Here is a 20,395-nt window from a genome sequence, read left to right on the forward strand (position 1 = left end):
AATTAGTTCCCTAAGTTGTTATCTGGCGCCGGAACAAATGCGAATCTTTACGTATTCCAGTAATGAAGCGGCGTTAGTTAAGGCCGGTCGGCATGATGGATACCAACTGAACGGTAATTTCGGAGAGTCACCCCCATGAGCAGTGTTGTTGCCATCGTCAAAAGCATTGTTGGCCAAGTCGTCGCAGTTTCCCCGGAAGGGATTCGTCGTGTGCTCATTGAGGGTGACCGGTTGTTCACCGGCGAGCAGGTTCTGACAGGCCCGGGAGGCGCAGTCACGCTGCAGCTTGCCGATGGCCGTCAGCTGGACATCGGCCGTGACAGCCAGTGGAGCGCAGACGCACCGGCTTCTGCGACCAACCTTGCCGAAGCCACCGCGCAAGCCGCACCGTCCGTTGCGGAATTGCAGCAGGCGATCGCGGCCGGCGCCGACCCGACCAAAGACCTCGAAGCCACTGCGGCAGGTCCGCAAGCGGCGCCAGGTGATGGCGGCAACGCAGGCGGCGGCCACAGCGTGGTGATGCTCACCGAGACCGCGGGCGAAGTGAATCCGACCATCGGCTTCCCGACCAACGGCCTGGCGGCAACGGCTGTGCCCCCTCCTACCCTGAGCAACGGTCTGGCGATCGACAACGGCAATGGCAACGGCACCCCCGCCGCGCCGCAGCCTGTCGGCACCCTGACACTGACCGCTACCCAGACGCTGACCGAAGCCGGCGGCGCGCTGGTGTACACAGCAAACGTCACTCAGGCGCCGACTTCGGACCTGACAGTCACCCTGTCCAACGGGTCGACCATTGTCATTCGTGGCGGCGACACGTCGGGCTCGACCACTGTGCAAGTGGCTGACACCAATACTCCGTACATCGACCCTTCAGTTATCAGCACGACCATCACTGGCACAACGGGCGGTGGCGGCCTCATCGTGACGACCGATCCGACGCCGGCGGTGACCACCATCACCGACACCATCGACACCACTTTTGCCAGCATCACCGGCACTCAGTCGGTGATTGAAGGCCAGGCCGCCACGTACACCATTACGCTGAGCAACCCCGCGCAGACCGAAGTCACGATCAACCTGACCTACAGCGGCACCGCTACCGACGGCAGCGACTACACGCAAGTGGTCAGCGTGAAGATCCCCGCCAACAGCAGCAGCGTCACCTTCGACCTGAACACCCTGAATGACACGATCCCGGAAGGCGTTGAAAACGTCACCGTGGCGATCGGCGCCATCAGCGGCGGCAACTTCGAGAACGTCGCTGTCAGCCCGACCAATGGCAGCGTCACTACCACCATCATCGACAACGATGCGCTTCCGGTTGTCGATCCCAATGGCGGCGCCAACGGCACCAACAGCGAAACCACCTTCACCGAAGGCCAGGCTGGCGTTTCGATCGCCGACCAGTTGACCGTCACGGACGCCGACAGCCCGACGCTGCAAGGCGCGAAAGTCACCCTGACCAACCCTCAGGACGCCGACAGCCTGGTGGTGGGCAGCCCGAACGCGAACATCGCGGTCAGCACCGCCACCGTCAACGGCCAGATCGTACTGACCCTGACCGGCGCCGCCACCGCAGCCGAATACGAAGCCGTGATCAAGTCGATCACCTTCCAGAACAGCAGCGAAGACCCGAGCGTTACCGATCGCACCATCACTGTGACCGTCAACGACGGCCAGAACGACTCCGCACCGGCCACCAGCATCGTGCACGTCGTCGCCGTCAACGACGCCCCGACCGTGTCCTTCACCAGCACCGATTACGTCGAAAACGGCGCGCCTCAGGCACTGGTCAACAACCTGCAGATCGGCGACGTCGACGGCGGTCAGTTGAGCGGCGCGAAGATCACCGTGACCGGCGTTCAGGCCGAAGACCTGATCGCATCGCCGTCCTTCCAGGGCGGCAACAGCGGCACCACGGCTTCGGGCATCAGCTACACGCTGGGCAACGACGCCAACGGTAACGTCGTCATTCAGTTGAACGGCAACGCCTCGATCGCCGACTACACCACGCTGATCAACTCGATCACCTACGCCAACAGCAGTGACGCGCCGATCACCACCCCACGGGGCGTGACCATCGAAGTGACTGACGTGGACACCCACGGCACCAACAACCTGACGGGCAGCGCCACCGGCGAAGTCGCCATCACGCCGGTCAACGACGCACCGACCGTCATCGACGCATCGGGCCAAGGCGACGAAGACACCGCCATTGCGGTCAGGCTGACCGGCACTGACGTCGACGGCACCATCGACCACTTCAACCTGGTCAGCCTGGCGGCCAACGGCACGTTCTACGCCGATGCTGCCGGTACCCAGGCGCTGACCAACCTCAGCAACATCGCCGCCACCGCCAACGGCGCAACGATCTACTTCAAGCCGAACGCCAACTGGGCGGGCGACACCAGCTTCACCTACACCGCAGTCGACAACCAGGGCCTGCAAACTGGCGCGCCAGCCAACGGCGTCATTAACGTCACGCCAGTGGCCGATGCGCCGATCGTCACCGTTGCTGACGCCCAAGGTAATGAAGACTCGGCGATCAAGCTGACCCTGAGCACCGCGCTGGTCGACACCGACGGCTCCGAATCCCTGGGCCCGCTGGTTGTGTCCGGCATTCCGGTCGGCGCCGTGCTGACGGATGGCACCCACAGCTACACCTCGATTCCGACAGGCGACGGTGCTGTTTATATCGACGGTTGGGACCTGAACAACCTGACGATCACCCCGCCGAAAGACTTCAACGGCCCGATCACACTGCAGGTGAGCTCGACGTCGACCGAAGGCGCCAACCAGGATTCGGCCACCACGACACAGGCGCTGATCGTCAATGTGACGCCTGTGAACGACGGCCCGGCGGTCAACTTCGACAGCACGACTTACACCGAAAACGGTGCACCGGTCGCGCTGGTCAATAACTTCAGCATCACCGACATCGACAGCACGCAACTGAGCAGCGCGAAAATCACGCTGACCGGTGTTCAGGCTGAGGACCTGGTGGTGTCTCAGTACTACAAAGGCGGCACCACCGGCCTTACCGACCTGGGCATCACCTACACCCTGAGCAACGACGCCAGCGGCAACATCGTGATCGACCTGACGGGCAACGCCTCGGTCGCCAACTATGAAACCCTGATCAAGTCGCTCACGTACGCTGACAACAGCGAAAACCCGAGCACCGTACCGCGTGGCGTGAGCATCTCGGTTACCGACCTCGACGCCAACGGCACCACTAACCTGACCGCCGTGCACGACGGCCAGATCAACGTGATTGCCGTCAACGACGCTCCGACCGTGAACGCGGCTCTGGGCCAGGGCGACGAAGACACTGCGATCGCGGTCAACCTGACCGGCGCTGATGTCGACGGCACCATCGACCACTTCAATCTGGTCACCATGGCCGAGCACGGCACGTTCTACGCCGACGCCGCCGGTACCCAGGCGCTGACCAACCTCAGCAATATCGCTGCCAGCAACAACAGCGCGACGATCTACTTCAAGCCGGATGCCAACTGGGCCGGTGACACCAGCTTCACCTACACCGCGGTCGACAATCAGGGCCTGCAAACTGGCGCGCCAGCCAACGGCGTCATCAACGTCACGCCGGTGGCAGACGCCCCGATCGTCACCGTTGCCGACGCCCAAGGTAATGAAGACTCCGCGATCAAGCTGAACGTCAGCACCGCGCTGGTCGACACTGACGGCTCGGAATCTCTCGGCCCGTTCGTGGTGTCCGGTATTCCAGTCGGCGCCGTGCTGACGGATGGCACCCACAGCTACACCTCGATTCCGACCGGCGACGGCGCTGTCTACATTAATGGCTGGGACCTGACCAACCTGACGATCACGCCGCCGAAAGACTTCAACGGCTCGATCAACCTGCAAGTGAGCTCGACGTCCACCGAGCTGACCGGCCAGTCTGCGACCACGACTCAGTCCCTGAATGTGACCGTCGGCCCGGTCAACGACGCACCGACCGTTACTTTCACCAACCCTGATTACGTCGAAAACGGCGCACCTCAGGCACTGGTCAGCAACCTGCAGATCGGCGACGTCGACAGCAGCCAGCTGAGCAGCGCGAAAATCACGCTGACCGGCATTCAGGCCGAAGACCTGATCGTTTCCCAGTACTACACCGGTGCAAACAGTGGCACCACCACTCTGGGCATCAGCTACAACCTCAGCAACGATGCCGATGGCAACATCATCATCGACCTGACCGGCAAGGCGTCGATCGCTGACTACACCACGCTGATCAACTCAATCACCTACGCCAACAGCAGTGACGCCCCGATCACCACCCCACGCGGCGTGACCATCGAAGTGACCGACGCTGATGCCAATGGCACCAACAACCTGTCGGGCAGCGCCACTGGCCAGATCGGTATCACGCCGGTCAATGACGCGCCGGTCGTGAACAACACCGCAGGCAAGGGCGACGAAGACACGCCGATTGCCGTCAAGCTGTCGGGCGGTGACGTTGATGGCACCATCGACCACTTCAACCTGGTGTCGATGGCCAGCAACGGGAAGTTCTACGCTGACGCTGCAGGGACCCAGGAGCTGACCAACCTCAGCGACATCGCCGCCACCAACAACAGCGCGACGATTTACTTCAAGCCAACCGAAAACTGGGCGGGCGTCACCAGCGACTTCACCTACACCGCTGTCGACAATCAGGGCCTGGCCAGCACCCCGGCAACCGGAAACATCAGCGTCACGCCGGTAGCCGATGCCCCAATTGTCACCGTTGCCAACGCACAAGGTAATGAAGACTCCGCGATCAAGCTGAACGTCAGCACCGCGCTGGTCGACACTGACGGCTCGGAATCTCTCGGCCCGTTCGTGGTGTCCGGTATTCCAGTCGGCGCCGTGCTGACGGATGGCACCCACAGCTACACCTCGATTCCGACAGGCGACGGCGCTGTCTATATCAATGGCTGGGATCTGACCAACCTGACGATCACGCCGCCGAAAGACTTCAACGGCTCGATCAACTTGCAAGTGAGCTCGACCTCCACCGAGCTGACCGGCCAATCGGCAACCACGACTCAGTCCCTGACCGTGAACGTCGCGTCGGTGAACGATGCGCCTGTCGTCAACACGGCCACCGGCACTGGCAACGAAGACACCCTCGTTGCGGTCAAGCTGACCGGCTCGGACGTCGACGGAACCATTGACCACTTCACCCTGGTCAACACGCCTGCCAACGGCACGTTCTACTCCGACGCGGCGGGCACTCAGCCGCTGACCGGTACCACCAACATCACCGCCACCGACAACGGCGCGACGATCTACTTCAAGCCGGACGCGAACTGGAATGGCAGCACGCCGTTCACCTACACCGCCGTCGATAACCAGGGCCTGGCGTCCACGACTCCGGCAACCGGCACCATCACGGTCACGGCCGTCAACGACGCGCCGGTTGTGAATTTCGACAGCAGCACCTACACCGAAAACGGTGCAGCGATCGCGCTGGTCAACAACTTCAGCATCACCGATGTCGACAGCACTGAGCTGACCAGCGCGAAGATCACGCTGACCGGTATTCAGGCTGAAGACCTGATCGTTTCCCAGTACTACAAAGGCGGCAGCGACGGCACCGCGGGTACCACCGATCTGGGTATCAGCTACAAGCTGAGCAACGATGCCGACGGAAACATCGTTATCGATCTGACTGGCAAGGCTTCGGTAGCCAATTACGAAACCCTGATCAAGTCGATCACTTACGCCGACAACAGCGAAAACCCAAGCACTGCACCACGCGGCGTGACCATCGCCGTCACCGACCTTGACGCCAACGGCACCAACAACCTGACCGTCGTTCACGACAGCCAGATCAACGTGATTGCCGTCAACGACGCCCCGACCGTCAACGCGGCACTGGGCCAAGGCGACGAAGACACTGCCATCGCGGTCAACCTGACGGGCGCTGACGTTGACGGCACCATCGACCACTTCAACCTGGTGTCGATGGCCAGCAACGGCAAGTTCTACGCTGACGCTGCAGGGACTCAAGAGCTGACCAACCTCAGCAACATCGCCGCCACCAACAACAGCGCGACGATTTACTTCAAGCCAACCGAAAACTGGGCGGGCGTCACCAGCGACTTCACCTACACCGCTGTCGACAATCAGGGCCTGGCCAGCACCCCGGCAACCGGAAACATCAGCGTCACACCGGTGGCCGATGCTCCAATCGTCACCGTTGCCAACGCACAAGGTAATGAAGATTCAGCGATCAAGCTGAACGTCAGCACCGCGCTGGTCGACACAGACGGCTCGGAATCCCTGGGCCCGTTCGTGGTGTCCGGCATTCCAGTAGGCGCCGTGCTGACTGACGGCACCCATAGCTACACCTCGATTCCGACCGGCGACGGCGCTGTCTATATCAATGGCTGGGACCTGACCAACCTGACGATCACGCCGCCGAAAGACTTTAACGGCTCGATCAACCTGCAAGTGAGCTCGACCTCCACCGAGCTGACCGGCCAATCGGCAACCACGACTCAGTCCCTGACCGTGAACGTCGCGTCGGTGAACGATGCGCCAGTGGTCAACTTCGACAGCACCACTTACACCGAAAACGGTGCGCCGATCGCGATCGTCAACAACTTCAGCATCACCGACGTCGACAGCACTGAGCTGACCAGCGCGAAGATCACGCTGACCGGCATTCAGGCCGAAGACCTGATCGTTTCCCAGTACTACAAAGGCGGCAGCGACGGCACCGCGGGTACCACCGATCTGGGTATCAGCTACAAGCTGAGCAACGATGCCGACGGCAACATCGTTATCGATCTGACTGGCAAGGCTTCGGTAGCCAATTACGAAACCCTGATCAAGTCGATCACTTACGCCGACAACAGCGAAAACCCAAGCACTGCACCACGCGGCGTGACCATCGCTGTGACCGACGCAGATGCCAGTGGCACCAACAACCTGACCGTCGTTCACGACAGCCAGATGAACATGATCGCCGTCAACGACGCTCCAGTGGTTAACGCTGCGTCGGGCCAGGGCAACGAAGACACCACCATCGCGGTCAAGCTGTCTGGCTCTGACGTCGACGGCACCATTGACCACTTCAACCTGGTCAACACGCCAGCCAACGGCACCTTCTACTCCGATGCCGCCGGCACTCAGCCGCTGACCAACTTGAACAATATCGCTGCGACCAACAATGGCGCGACGATCTACTTCAAGCCGGACGCGAACTGGGCGGGCGATACCACCTTCACCTACACCGCTGTTGATAACGAGAACCTGCCAGCCGGCACCACCGCAACTGGCACCATCAACGTCACGCCGGTGGCTGATGCCCCGACCGTCACCGTCAGCAACGCCCAGGGCGATGAAGACACCGCGATCCAGATCAATGTCAGCACTGCACTGGTCGACACCGACGGTTCGGAAAGCCTGAGCGGCCTGACCGTGGGCGGCATTCCGGTTGGCGCTGTGCTGACCGATGGCAAAAACAGCTACACCTCGATCCCGACCGGCGACGGCAAAGTCGTCATCGATGGCTGGGACCTGACCACGCTGACCCTGACGCCACCGGCTGACTTCAACGGTTCGATCACCTTGCAGGTGAGCTCGACGTCGACTGAACTCACCGGGCAGAAAGCAACCGCCACCGGCTCGCTGACCGTCAACGTTGCCGCAGTGAACGACGCGCCAGTGGTCAACACCGCCACAGGCACTGGCAACGAAGACACCCTCGTTGCCGTGAAGCTGACCGGCTCTGACGTGGACGGCACTATTGACCACTTCACCTTGGTCAACACGCCTGCCAACGGCACGTTCTACTCCGACGCGGCCGGCACTCAGCCGCTGACCGGGACCACCAACATCCCCGCCACCGACAACGGCGCGACGGTCTACTTCAAGCCGGACGCGAACTGGAATGGCAGCACGCCATTCACCTACACCGCCGTCGATGACCAGGGCCTGGCGTCCACGACTCCGGCAACCGGCACCATCACAGTCACGGCCGTCAACGACGCGCCTGTGGTCAACTTCGGCAGCATCACTTACACCGAAAACGGTGCGCCGATTGCGATCGTCAAAGACTTCAGCATCGCTGACGTCGACAGCACTGAGCTGACCAGCGCGAAGATCACGCTGACCGGCATCCAGGCTGAAGACCTGATCGTTTCCCAGTACTACAAAGGCGGCAGCGACGGCACCGCCGGTACCACCGATCTGGGTATCAGCTACAAGCTGAGCAACGACGCCAACGGCAATATCGTCATCGACTTGACCGGCAAGGCTTCGGTGGCCAATTACGAAACCCTGATCAAGTCGATTACCTACGCCGACAACAGCGATAACCCGAGCACTGCGCCACGCGGTGTGACCATCGCTGTGACCGATGCTGATGCGAACGGCAGCAACAACCTGACCGTCGTTCACAACAGCCAGATCAACGTGATTGCCGTCAACGATGCCCCAGTCATCGGCCACACCGGCAGCGGCAAACAGTTCGGCAACACCTGGAACGAAACCGCCGTGGGTGGCGATGTCACCGCGCCGGGCAAAGGCCCGGGTCAGATCGCTCGCGATTTCACCCTGAACGACGCTGACAGCACCTCGCTGAAAAGCGCGACCGTCACGCTGACCAACTTCAAGGACGGCGACGTCCTGAATGTCGGCAAACCGGGCGCCCTGACCTACACCGTCAGTGATGTTAAAGACGCTTCCGGCGCGGTGACCGGCAAGACCATCACCTTTGGTGCAGGCACTGCGGCCCAGTACCAGACGGCGATTCAGTCGATCACTTTCGACAGCACGTCCCATGATCCGTCGAAAGAAAACCGCCTCATCAATATCACTATTGATGACGGCAGCACGGTCAACAACATCGCGTCCACGACCTCGACGATCCACATCACTACGGTCAACGATGTACCGACCGTGAGCACTGCATCGGTCGGCTTCACCGAAAACGATGCAGCGGTCTCGATCGTCAAGAACCTGAACCTGGCCGACGTCGACAACACCACCCTGAGCAAGGCCGTGGTTTCGGTCGATGTGAAGGCAGGCGACGTGCTGACGTTCACCGGCACTGCGCCGAAAGGCGTCAGCGTGGTAGAAACTCACAACGCCGACGGTCTGGTGAACGGCTTCCAGATCAAGGGCATCGCGTCCATTGACCAGTACAAGGCGCTGATCCAGTCGATTACTTTCAACAGCCCGGGCGACAACCCTCAGGCGGGTGACCGTGCCGTAACCGTCCAAGTGACCGATTCCGGCGCGAAAGGCGACGGTACAGGCACGCAGGATTCGCTGGTTGCCGGCAGCACAATCACCGTCACCGCGGTGAACGACGCTCCGGTCATCGGCCACACTGGCGATGGCAAGGAATTCGGCAACACCTGGAACGAAACCCTGGTCGGCGGCGATGTCACTGCGCCGGGCAAAGGCCCAGGCTTGATCGCTCGCGACTTCACCGTCAGCGATGCCGACAGCCCGACGCTGCAAAGCGCTACGGTCACACTGACCAACTACAAGGCGGGTGATCTGCTGGCGATCGGCAACACCGCTGGCCTGAGCGTCACCACCTCCGATATCGTCACCAACAACGTTGTGACCGGCAAGGTCATCACGTTCGGTGCGGGCACGGCGGCTCAGTACCAGACGGCGATCTCGTCGATCACCTTCGACAGCACGTCCCACGACCCTGTCAAAGACGACCGCATCATCAACATCAGCGTCAACGACGGCAGCGCCACCAACAATATCGTCAACACCACGTCGACGATTCACATCACGACGGTCAACGATGTGCCAGTGGCCGATGCCACAACCGGCAGTGGTAACGAAGACAGCCCGGCCATCGCCGTGACGCTGAGCGCGACCGACGTGGACAGCACAATCGACCACTTCAACCTGGTCGACATGGCGGCACACGGCACCTTCTACGCCGATGCAGCCGGCAAGGTCGCGCTGACCAGCCTGAGCAACATCGTCGCAGTCGGCAACGCTGCAACGGTGTACTTCAAGCCAGCCGCCGATTGGGCGGGCAGCACCTCGTTCACCTACAAGGCCGTGGACGATCAGGGTCTGGCGAGTTCGGTCAACGCCACCGGCACCATCAGCGTGGCACCTGTTGCCGACCAACCGCTGGTGACGCTGGGTTCCGGCGTGGTTCAGTCGACCGGTCTGGTGAAAGACGTTTATGTCGGCACGCTGAAGAACATGGGCACCGACGGCAACGGCGCCAACGAAGCGACCATCAAGGCCGGCTTCAACACCACCGTGGATCCGACCACGCATAGCGTCGCAAGCGGTGCACAGGACTCGTCCGTCGCGGTCGGCACCGGCACCAAGTTGTCCGGTCTGGTCTACATGGAAGCTGGCCACACCTACACCTTCTCCGGCACCGCGGACGACAGTCTGCTGATCACCGTAGGCGGTCAGACCGCAGCCAACGCCACATGGGGCGCGGGCGGCAAGATTCAGAGTGCGGGCTTCACGCCGACGGAGTCCGGCTACTACACCCTGGACGTCTACCACTACAACCAGGCAGGTCCGGGCAGCTACAACATCAGCCTGACCGACAAGAACATCAGCACCGGCGCCTCCCAGACCGTGGCCCTGAACGGCAGCAACGTGCTGCTGTTCGCAACGGTCGATGACCTCAAGGCTTCCGGCCTGAACGTCTCGCCGTTGCACGAAGGCACGGTTGGCAGCGGTGAGGGCTATTACACCGGTTACGAGCTGAACCACGGCACCGAAGGCACCGCGATCAAGCTGAGCCCGGTCAAAGCGGTGTTCGGTGACAGCCTCGATGGTTCGGAGACTCACGTCACCACCCTGAGCGGCGGCGCACCGGCCGGCTCGATCCTGACCGACGCAGCGGGCCACACGGCCACCGTGACGACTCACGTCGAAGACGGCAAAACCGTGATGGACACGATCGACGTCAGCAACTTCGACCTGTCGACGCTGAGCATCACCACGCCTGACTACTTCAGCGGCAAGTTCACGCTCAACGTCACGGCGACGGCGACCGAAGCGACGGTTCCAGGCGTCCCAAGCGCGGTGGCCAGCGCCAGCGACAGCAAGGCGATCACCGTCACCGTCGAGTCTCAGACCTACAACTCGAGTGAAGGCCTGGCCGGCACCGACCCGACGCCGATCACTGGCACCACCGGTGGCGACATCATCGTTGGCGACGTCAGCGGCACGACCATCGTGCAGGGCAAGAGCTACAACATCGCCTTCATCGTCGACAGCTCGGGCAGCATGGGCAAATCCCTCGACACGGCGAAAACCCAGCTGCAGTCGGTCTTCGAGAAACTGGCGAACGGTGCTCAGACGGCCAATGCAGGCAAGATCAACGTGCTGCTGGTGGATTTCGATACCAACGTGCGCTCGACCGTTTCTGTGGACATGTCTGACAAGGCTGCCGCCCTGAAAACCCTGGCCGCTGCTCTGGCGACCATGACATCGGGCGGTACCACCAACTACGAAGATGCCTTCAAGACCACGGCGAACTGGTTCGCCGGTTTGAACAGCACCAACCCGACGGGCGAGAACCGCACCTACTTCATTACCGACGGCGAGCCTAACGTTTACCAGAACACCAGCACGGTGCTCGGTACGGTGAACGGCACGGCCATCACATTGGCGACGGGCCTGGAAAGCTGGCATCTGGGCAGCACGTATTCGGTGAACGGCAAAGTCGCCATCGACACCGTGGGCCACGTTTACAGCTACGCCAGCAGCACGACCGGCAAGCTGATGGGCACCCTCGCCAGTCATGCCGACGGCAAGGGCGGTACGGAATACAGCCTGAATTCGCCTGAAACCAACGGCAGCAGCGTCGTGCTGGCTGAAGCGGACACCGGTTACGCGCTGTTGCTGAAGCAGTCGCCGACCATCGAAGCGATCGGCCTGAACTCGGCGGTCAAGACGAGCACGCTCAATCACTACGACAGCGACGGTCACGCGCAGACCAACGTCAACGCTGACGATCTGGCGAAAGCGGTACTGGGCGACCAGAAAGATATCGCGCCGGGCAGTGACACCCTCAACGGTGGCGACGGCAATGACATCCTGTTCGGTGACCTGATCACCTTCAACACCCAGGGCGGCATTACGGCGCTGAAGGCGTTTGCGGCGGACACGCTGCACGTCAACGTGTCGACCATCGATGACAAGACGCTGCATTCGTTCGTGACCAACAACCTTGACGCAGTGGCTCATTTGGCCAATTCGTCGTCGACGTCGCAGGACGGCAACGACACCCTGCTGGGCGGCAATGGCAATGACATTCTGTTCGGCCAGGGTGGCAACGACATTCTCAATGGTGGCAACGGCAACGACATCCTGATGGGTGGTAAAGGCAACGACATCCTCACCGGTGGCGCAGGTGCCGATACGTTCGCCTGGAAAGCAGGCGACACCAACAGCGGTGGCTTTGACGTGATCAAGGACTTCAACAAGGGCGAAGGCGACCGCATTGACCTGCGTGACCTGCTGCAGGGTGAAGACACCGACACCCTCAGCAAGTACCTGCAAGTCACCAACGATGGCCGTGACACCATTCTGCAAGTCAGCACCACCGGACAGTTCGCGTCGAACGTGACCGCAGCCGCCGCTGCCAACACGGCCGACGTGCACATCAAGGTGGAGGGCGTGACCTGGAGCAATGCCATGGTCAACTCGCTGGTGAGCGGTGCGGATCCGACCATCAAAGTCGATCACCACTGATAGCTGAGTCGCGAGAGCTGTTGTACTGTGCTGGCAGCCGTCCCTGACGGTTGCCAGCCCGGTCAGTCCCTGAGGAATGAGCCATGTTTTACGTTCAGCGCGATGCCGATGGCACGCTAATTCGCGTGGAAGCGACGGCCTTTGCCGAAGCGAGCGAGCAACTGCCCCCCGATGACCATCAGGTGCAAGCCTGGTTTGCCAACGAAGTGGTCGAGAAGAGCCTGATCCAGCTCAAGTCCAGCGACATGGACATGATCCGAGTACTAGACGACCTGATTCAGGTCCTGACCAGCAAAGGCATCCTCAACATCACCGACCTCCCCGCCGCCGCACAGGCGAAATTGATGGATCGAACCCAGGCCCGGGAAACACTGGGCGGCCTGAGTGACTTGATTAATGACGATGAACAACGGCTGATCTGAAGCTGTTACTTTCAGCACTTACCTTTCTGCAAACGACGTGCATACCCGATCTCGGGTATGCCCGTGTTCGCGTGCGTGATGCAGACGTTAAGGCAGACCGATCAGTACTGTTTGCGCCGGACCTTGATGTCGCCCTGCTGGTATTGCTGATACCCGGTGTAGGGCAGCAGCACGGTATCGGCGACCGCAGAAAGGGCCATGTCCAGTGCAATGGTGGGCGCAGACCAGTGTGGGCCGGAAACTGGCGGGGCGTTCAAGGTGCAGAACTGGTAAACCGCACCGCTGTAGGCACGGGGTATGGATTGGCAATTGGAGCTGTGGCGCGCCAATGTATCCGCGGCCCCTTTTTCATCATTGAGGGTCTTGATGGTGCCGCAACCTGAAAGGGTTGCCACGATTAATGCTGCAGTCCATAGCTTCATACGAGCACTTCCATTGATTGATTGATTGATTCGAAAAGATCAGGCGTGCGTCGGCCAGCTTCATTGCGTCTCACCGGCAGACACATTCTTCAGCCCATCACTTCCATGGCGCAGGATCCCCAAACAGCCGGCCCTGCACCCCTTCGATGCCCATTTCCAGAATCACCCGGTGTTCGCCTTCGGTCTCAACCCGCTCGGCAATCAGCGGCAGATCGATGCTGTGGGCCGCGCGCTGGACCGCTTCGATGAACAACCGTTTGTGGCTTTCCTGGTCGATGGTGCGGATGTAGCTGCCGTCGATCTTCAGATACGCCAGCCCCAGATGCGCCAGGTTGCCGATCATGCTGAAACGTCCACCGAACCGCTGCAGCGCCAGGGAATAACCGGCTTCTTGCAGGCGTCGGGTCAGCTTCTCCAGCACCGCTTGCTCCGGCACTTGTTCCTCGCCGATCTCGAAGGTCAGGCGCGCGCCGAGTTTGGGGTGATGGCGCAAGGCGTTGAACACTTCATTCAGCGCCGCAGCATCGTTGAGCGTGGCCGCCGACAGGTTCAGCGCCAAGCGCTCATTGTGTGTGCCCAGATGCGCCAGCACCTGCTGCAACATCAGCAAATCCAGTCGGCTCGACCAGCCAAAGCGCTCCAGCCACGGCAGAAAGCGCCCCGCCGGAATCGTCTCGCCGTCGGCATCGACCAAGCGCGACAGCACCTTGTAATGCATCACGTTCGAGCCATCGCCCGACGCCACCACCGGCTGAAAGAACAGCTGAAAACGCCCGTGCTCCAGCGCATGATCCAGGGTCCTGTGCCACGCGTGCTGATCTTCACCCAGATCGCCAATCGCGCCACGCTCGATGCAATACCACGATTGCTCGCCGCCGCTTTCAGCCTGGGACAACGCCTGATCGGCCAGCGCCAGCAAGGTCAACGAGGCATCGCCCGGGCTGTACGGCGCCAGCCCCATGTGCGCGACGGGCGAGACATCGGAGGCGCCGGTGGCTTCAAGGCTCTGCAGCGCCGCGTCGAGATTCTGCACCAGTTGCACGGCTTCATCGTGAACCATACCCGGCGCCAGCACGGCGAACTCACCGCCACGGCTGCGGCTGATGAGATTTCGGGTTTCAGGGTACTTTTCGCAGTGACGCACCAGTTGCTCAGCCACCGCCACCAGCAAGGCATCGGTGCGCTTGCCGCCCAGACGCTGGTTCAAGCCAGCCAGGTCGTTGACGCGCAACATCATCAAATACCCCGCGCGGCCGTCTTCCAGATGGCTGACATGGGCGTTGAGCTGCATGTCGAAATAACGGCGATTGGACAGCCCGGTCAGGCTGTCCTGATACGACTCAATGCGCAGCTTCTCGCTGCGCTCGGTGCTTTCCTGAAACAGCGCCTTGAGCTTCTCGACCATCTGGTTCATCGCCTGCACCACCCGGCGCAGCTCCGGTGTGCGCGGCAGTTCGGGCAGAACGAGAAACTCGCGACGACCAATCGCCTGGGACTGCGCCACCATGTAATCCAGCGGTTTCAGCTGCCGGCGCAACAGCATCGCGCCCAGAATCGCACTGACCACGCCGCACACCAGCAGCCAACCCAGGCTGCCCAGGGCGCTCTGCCACAACTTGGCCAGCGCGAACATCGGATGGCTGACCACCTCGACCCGCGCCGTCTGCTGCCAGCCGCGGCTGACAATCGCCTCGCCGCCCGCGGGCTCAAGCCCGATGGCGTTGATAAACCACTGCGGCACGCCCTGATTGTCCGGCGTCGCACTGCGCTCGACGATCGCGTCGCCACTGGCCAGGTCCACCACGCGGATGCTCGCGTAATAACCGCTGTCGAAGATCGACGCCACCATCAGCTCGACCATCGCCGGGTCGTCGATGTTGGACGTGAGCGACAGCGCCAGGGACGTCGCGGCGTCCTGGGCGTGGGAGCGCAACTGATTGACGTACTGCGCCCGCGAGCTTTCCAGGCTGACGACAAAACTCCCCGCAAAGGCAACCACCAGAAACAGACAGATCGCGATCAACAGCTGTTTGAACAGAGACATCAGTACTCCTAATTCTCGGGCTCGGTGGGGAAGCCTTCTGCAGTCATTTTTTTCAGCACGTCCTGCCACCGGGACAGACGTTTGGTGTCGCTCACTTTCTTGTTGCCCTGCGCGCCCGGCAGCCACAGCCCTTCAGCGTTGAAGGCATACACCGGCAACAGGTCCGTGCGTTGGCTGGCGGGTTTGATGTCGTCGATCAGGCTGTCGAGCACCAACGGCATGGCGTTGGGGCTCGAGTAATAGGTCAGTACCATGTGCGCGCGGTTCAGGCGCAGCGCCTTGACGTAGGTGATCAGCAGCTTTTCGCTGGGCACGCCCAGACGGCGCAGGCTGAAATACTTGGCGATCGCGTAATCCTCACAATCCCCCGCGCCCTTGATCAGCGACTCGACCGGCGTCGCCCAGTAATCGACCTCGTGCCACAGGTCGATGTCTTCGGCGTAGCGCATCTGCTTGTTGAAGAACAGGTTCACGACTTTCAGCTTGTCCAGCTCGCTGACCTGCTTCTCGGTCGCCAGCAAATTTTGCCAGGCATCGATGCGCTGCTTGCCGGCGCCCAACGGTCCGTACAGCGCCTCGGCGCGGCGGCTGATCAGGGAGAAATCCCAATCCGCGCTCAGATAGCCGACACACGCCGTGCACGTCAGTGCAAGCGCCAGAAGCATCCATAATCCAGGGCGCTTTTGAGCGGGGCGTGTCGCCAATTTGTCTTGTCCATCAGGCAATGGATAACGGAAAGCGATGGTGAGGGGTTGGGGAGGGAAACGCAATGGCGCGGTGAGATCATGCGCGGAAGGAAATGCCCGAAAACGCGACTCATGATAGGCTCGCGCCCCTTGATTTCATGACTCACCGGGTTGGTTTGGAAACGCGTATGGATATTGGTTTGAGCTGCACCGTCTGGGCAGGATGTGAACGTGCCGGTCATCTCGATGGTATCGGTGTGTACACCCGCTCTCTGTGGCAGGCGATGGAAGAGCTCAAGCAAAGCGAAGAGCCAGGCATGACCGTCAAGCCTTATGCGTTCGGCCGCAATCTACCCACACTGGCGTGCGGCGTACCCAAGACGCTCTCAGCTGATTTCCGCATTCAAGTGCTGGCGAGCGGCTTGCTCGGCCTGCCGCTGCCCAACTCCTCCGCCATCGCTCGCGATGTCGACATCGTCCACGCCTCCGATCACCAGATCCCGAGAATCAGTGGCGTCCCCGTGATTGCCACAGTCATGGACGCGATTCCGCTGATTCATCCGGAATGGATCAGGCAGAACCTAAAAACCCTCAAGGGCTGGCTGTTCGCACGAAGCGTGCACAGCGCCGACCACTTGATCACCATCTCTGAGCACAGCAAGCAGGATCTGGTCACGCACATGGGGATTGCCCCCGAGAAAATCAGCGTGACGCCGCTGGGCGTGGACCCGGTGTATTTCGAGCGCATCCCCCTCGAAACCCGCGACGCTGTGCTCGACAAGCATCAACTCAAACCCGGTTTCTTCCTGTTCATCGGCACGCTGCAGCCGCGCAAAAATTTGCCGAAGGTGCTGGAGGCGTTCAACGCGTTGCCGGAGTCGGTGCGCAAAGAGCATCCGCTGATTGTGGTAGGACGTGATGGCTGGGCCAACGAAGACCTGATTCCGCAGCTCAGGGCGCTTGAAGCAAAGGGCGAAGGGCGCTGGCTCAGTTATCTGCCGCAATCCGATGTGTTCGCACTGCTCCAGAGCGCCAGCGCGTTGGTGTTCGCGTCGTTATACGAAGGGTTTGGCTTGCCGGTCATCGAAGCATTCGCAGCCGAATGCCCGGTCATCGCGTCGAACACCACGTCGCTGCCGGAAGTGACTGGCAATGCCGCCTGGGCGGTTGATCCGCTGGACGCGTCGAGCATCTCGGCAGCGATGCTCGACGTCTTGAGTAACGACGCACTCAGAAGCGAACGGGTTGAAATAGGGCTGGAACGCGCTCGTCAGTTCACTTGGCAGGAATGCGCACGGCAGACGCTGGCGGTGTACCGCAAAGTGTTGGCGGCACACCCCAAGGCGTAAGTTGCTGCAGGCTACTTAGGGGTGACTTTGGTGTTACTGGGGGCTGAATTACCCAAGTCCTTCAGCGCTTCCGAATCATCGCCACCGAGCCACACGTTGACGCTGGCAACGCTCTCTTGCGACAGCTTGCCGGCCCAGCGATTGAGAATGAACAGGTTGGTGATGAAGTCGTACTGCGATTTCAGCAGGTCGCCGCGGGCCTTGAATTCGTTCTGCACGGCGGTCAGCACATCGACGGCATTAACCACCCCATAGGTGAACGCCTTCTGCGCCGCGATGCTCGACTGCTTGGCCGATGACAACGCATTCTGCCCCGCGCGGATCTTGTCCACGGCAGACTGAGCGGTGAGGTACGCGTTGGTGGTTTCCTTCACCACTTGCCGGCGAACGCCTTCCAAATCCTGCTCTGCCGCATATTGCTCGTCATACAGCCCACTGACCCGCGCGGAGGTCGAGCCGCCGCTGTAGATCGGCACTTTCAGGCCGATGGTGGCGACGTAGCTGTCACTGCGCGGGGTCAGGGTGTTGTCGTAACCGACGTCACTTTGCTGCGCGCCCAGATTAAAACTGAGTGACGGGTAATGCCCGCCCTTCCCTTCACGCACCGCTGCATCGGCCGCCGCCAGATTGCTTTCATACGCCTTGAGTCGCGGGTTGCTGTCGAGCGCCTGGGCAATCCAGGCATCCAGCGGCAGTGTCGGGGCTTCAAGCGCGATGTCGTTACGGATCCGGCTCAAGCGATCATTGATCGGGCGACCGACAATCTCCGACAGCCCTTCCCGTGACAGACGCACCTGATTGCGCGCCTCAATTTCCTGAGCAATCAGCAAGTCGACCCGGGCTTTGAGGTCCAGCATGTCGGTGATCTTGGCCATCTGCCTGGCGTACAGCGCATTGACGCGATCAAGGCTGCCCTGAGTGGCGCGACGCTCGGCCGAGACCAGTTCCAGCGCATCGTCGGCGGCCAGCGCAGCAAAATAACGCTTGGCCAGATCAACCGTCGCTTCCGCCTGAGAATCCTCGGACTGCGAGCTCTTCTGCAGCGTGACGCTCTTGGCCTTCTGATAGCGCTCCCACGCTTCCTTGTTGTAAATGAATTGACTGAGGTTCAGCCCATAGCTTTTGTTGTCATAGATATCCCGCGACTGATCATCCTTGCGCAGAATCCGGTTGATATTGCTGCTCGCCGAAACCTGGGGAAGCAACCCACCAAACGCCTCACGCTCCTGCTGCTTGGCAGAGCGTGCATGGGCATAGGCCGACAGAATGCGCGGATCTTCAAGCCGCGACTCTTTGTACAGCGTCATCAGGTCCAGCGAATAGGTCGAAGCGCTGACCTGTTGAGGGACGGCGGGCTGGGCCGCATTGGCGCTCAGCGCAAACAAACCGAAAAGCAGACCGGGAAGCATACGGACCACGGTCATTCCTCGATCATCGATTTGGCGAACATGTTGCGCGCAGGCTTGAGCAGGTACTGCAGCATCGTGCGTTCGCCCGCGTTGATCAGCACTTCCGCCGGCATGCCCGGTTGCAGTTTGCGGTTGCCCAATCGCTGCATGCCTTCGTCGGTGACTTTCACGCGCACCAGGTAATAGCCCTCGCCGGTTTTCTCGTCGGTAAGACGGTCAGCCGAGATTCGCGTGACCTGCCCCTGAATCACCGGCGTGGTCGCAGCGTTGAACGCACTGAAGCGGATATCGGTGAGCTTGCCGAGGGTGATGCGGTCGATGTCATTGGTCGACACATGCGCCTCGACCACCAGTTCGGAAGACTCCGGCACGATGTCCAGCAGCGGCGTCCCCGCGCTGACTACCCCGCCGACGGTGTGCACTTTCATGTCCAGCACCATGCCGTCTTCCGGGGCCCGGATGACGATGCGCGACAGCCTGTCCTTGAGCGCGCTGGCTTTCTCTTGCAAATCGAAGACCTGCGCCTGCACGTCGCTCAGGTCCTTGGCCACGTCGGAGCTGAATTTCTGATTGGTCTGAACGATCTGCATCTCGGTTTCGTTGATCTGCAGACGCGTTTTGGTGATGGTCGACTGGTGGTCAGCGACTTCCGACTTGAGCATGTCCAGCTTGCGTTCCTGTTCGAGCAGGCGCTGCTTGTCAACGAAGCCTTGCCGCAGCAGGTCCTTCAGCTCGGTGATTTCACCGGTGTAGGATTTTTCGAGACTGACCTTGGTCGCGATCATGTCGTTGAGGCCAATAATTTGCTGCTTCAACTGGCCGATGCGCTCTTTTTGCACGGAGATTTCGCCCAGGCGAGCGTCGTGCCGCGACCGGAAAACCTGGGCCTCACCGTCGATGGCTTCGCGGGCACGATCACTTTCGACACCGTCGATCTTCAACGCCGGAATGGCCGGCTGATCGTCACGTTCGGCACGCAGACGCGCTTCTTTGGCGCGCGCGGTGATGAGCTGGTTGCGGGTGGATTCGTACTCGGAGCTGAGCTGGCCATCGTCAAGAATGATCAACGGATCGCCCTTGTGCACCGTGTCACCGTCACGTGCGAGCAGCTCTTTTACGATCCCGCCCTCAAGGTGCTGGACGGTTTTGCGGTAGCTCTGCACGGTGACGACGCCGGAACCGTAAACGGCGTTGCCCAGCGGGGCAAAAGCGGCCCAGGTGCCGAACAAGCCAAAGGTCACCAGGACAATGGTCATCCCGACCCGGCGGATGCCGCGGTCGGACGTCGGCATGTCTTCAGAATGCTCGTCGAGCACGGTCATCGCGTTACTGGTCAT

At 61.1% G+C, this 20,395-nt stretch carries 8 protein-coding genes; 3 read left to right on the forward strand and 5 right to left on the reverse strand.

Annotated features, from left to right (window positions below; translation table 11 throughout):
* The first annotated feature begins 135 nt into the window (after positions 1–135).
* Together QWI18_RS21490 and QWI18_RS21495 are read left to right on the forward strand one after the other, a co-directional pair.
* The gene (locus QWI18_RS21490; protein WP_369319793.1) at positions 136–12,726 is read left to right on the forward strand and encodes a retention module-containing protein; all 12,591 of its coding nucleotides are present in this window, start codon (positions 136–138) and stop codon (positions 12,724–12,726) included.
* A gap of 83 nt (positions 12,727–12,809) precedes the next feature.
* Positions 12,810–13,148 carry a tryptophan synthase subunit beta gene (locus tag QWI18_RS21495; protein WP_065988311.1) on the forward strand — a complete coding sequence of 113 codons (339 nt, stop codon included), beginning with the start codon at positions 12,810–12,812 and terminating at the stop codon, positions 13,146–13,148.
* 101 nt (positions 13,149–13,249) lie between these two features.
* On the opposite strand, the gene QWI18_RS21500 is transcribed toward QWI18_RS21495, so the two are convergent.
* From QWI18_RS21500 to lapG, 3 genes are all read right to left on the reverse strand, one after another.
* Complete coding sequence (locus tag QWI18_RS21500) at positions 13,250–13,570, reverse strand: YceK/YidQ family lipoprotein (RefSeq protein WP_192133618.1); 321 nt, start codon at positions 13,568–13,570, stop codon at positions 13,250–13,252.
* 97 nt (positions 13,571–13,667) lie between these two features.
* On the reverse strand, positions 13,668–15,614 hold the full coding sequence (lapD, locus tag QWI18_RS21505; protein WP_369319794.1) for a cyclic di-GMP receptor LapD: 1,947 nt from the start codon (positions 15,612–15,614) through the stop codon (positions 13,668–13,670).
* Between the two features lie 8 nt (positions 15,615–15,622).
* On the reverse strand, positions 15,623–16,279 hold the full coding sequence (gene lapG, locus QWI18_RS21510) for a cysteine protease LapG (protein ID WP_192133614.1): 657 nt from the start codon (positions 16,277–16,279) through the stop codon (positions 15,623–15,625).
* Between the two features lie 209 nt (positions 16,280–16,488).
* On the opposite strand from lapG, the gene QWI18_RS21515 reads away from it, so the two are divergent.
* Positions 16,489–17,649, forward strand: coding sequence for a glycosyltransferase family 4 protein (locus QWI18_RS21515; protein WP_369319795.1), 1,161 nt, complete (start codon positions 16,489–16,491; stop codon positions 17,647–17,649).
* Between the two features lie 11 nt (positions 17,650–17,660).
* On the opposite strand, the gene QWI18_RS21520 is transcribed toward QWI18_RS21515, so the two are convergent.
* Together QWI18_RS21520 and QWI18_RS21525 are read right to left on the reverse strand one after the other, a co-directional pair.
* Positions 17,661–19,073 (reverse strand): TolC family outer membrane protein, encoded by a 1,413-nt coding sequence (locus QWI18_RS21520; protein ID WP_369319796.1) that lies wholly within the window; start codon positions 19,071–19,073, stop codon positions 17,661–17,663.
* Entirely contained in the window at positions 19,070–20,395 is a 1,326-nt protein-coding gene (locus QWI18_RS21525; RefSeq protein WP_296311438.1) for an HlyD family type I secretion periplasmic adaptor subunit, read from the reverse strand. Before QWI18_RS21525 ends, QWI18_RS21520 begins: the two co-directional genes overlap by 4 nt.

This window comes from Pseudomonas sp. W2Oct36 (genome assembly GCF_041060465.1).
Taxonomy (GTDB): Bacteria; Pseudomonadota; Gammaproteobacteria; order Pseudomonadales; family Pseudomonadaceae; genus Aquipseudomonas; species Aquipseudomonas graminis_B.

Bases quoted from the DNA above. Each gene is read 5' to 3' on its own strand.
- QWI18_RS21490 (WP_369319793.1), top strand. From the start codon at position 136: ATGAGCAGTGTTGTTGCCATCGTCAAAAGCATTGTTGGCCAAGTCGTC.
- QWI18_RS21495 (WP_065988311.1), top strand. From the start codon at position 12,810: ATGTTTTACGTTCAGCGCGATGCCGATGGCACGCTAATTCGCGTGGAA.
- QWI18_RS21500 (WP_192133618.1), bottom strand. From the start codon at position 13,570: ATGAAGCTATGGACTGCAGCATTAATCGTGGCAACCCTTTCAGGTTGC.
- lapD (WP_369319794.1), bottom strand. From the start codon at position 15,614: ATGTCTCTGTTCAAACAGCTGTTGATCGCGATCTGTCTGTTTCTGGTG.
- lapG (WP_192133614.1), bottom strand. From the start codon at position 16,279: ATGCTTCTGGCGCTTGCACTGACGTGCACGGCGTGTGTCGGCTATCTG.
- QWI18_RS21515 (WP_369319795.1), top strand. From the start codon at position 16,489: ATGGATATTGGTTTGAGCTGCACCGTCTGGGCAGGATGTGAACGTGCC.
- QWI18_RS21520 (WP_369319796.1), bottom strand. From the start codon at position 19,073: ATGACCGTGGTCCGTATGCTTCCCGGTCTGCTTTTCGGTTTGTTTGCG.
- QWI18_RS21525 (WP_296311438.1), bottom strand. From the start codon at position 20,395: ATGACCAGTAACGCGATGACCGTGCTCGACGAGCATTCTGAAGACATG.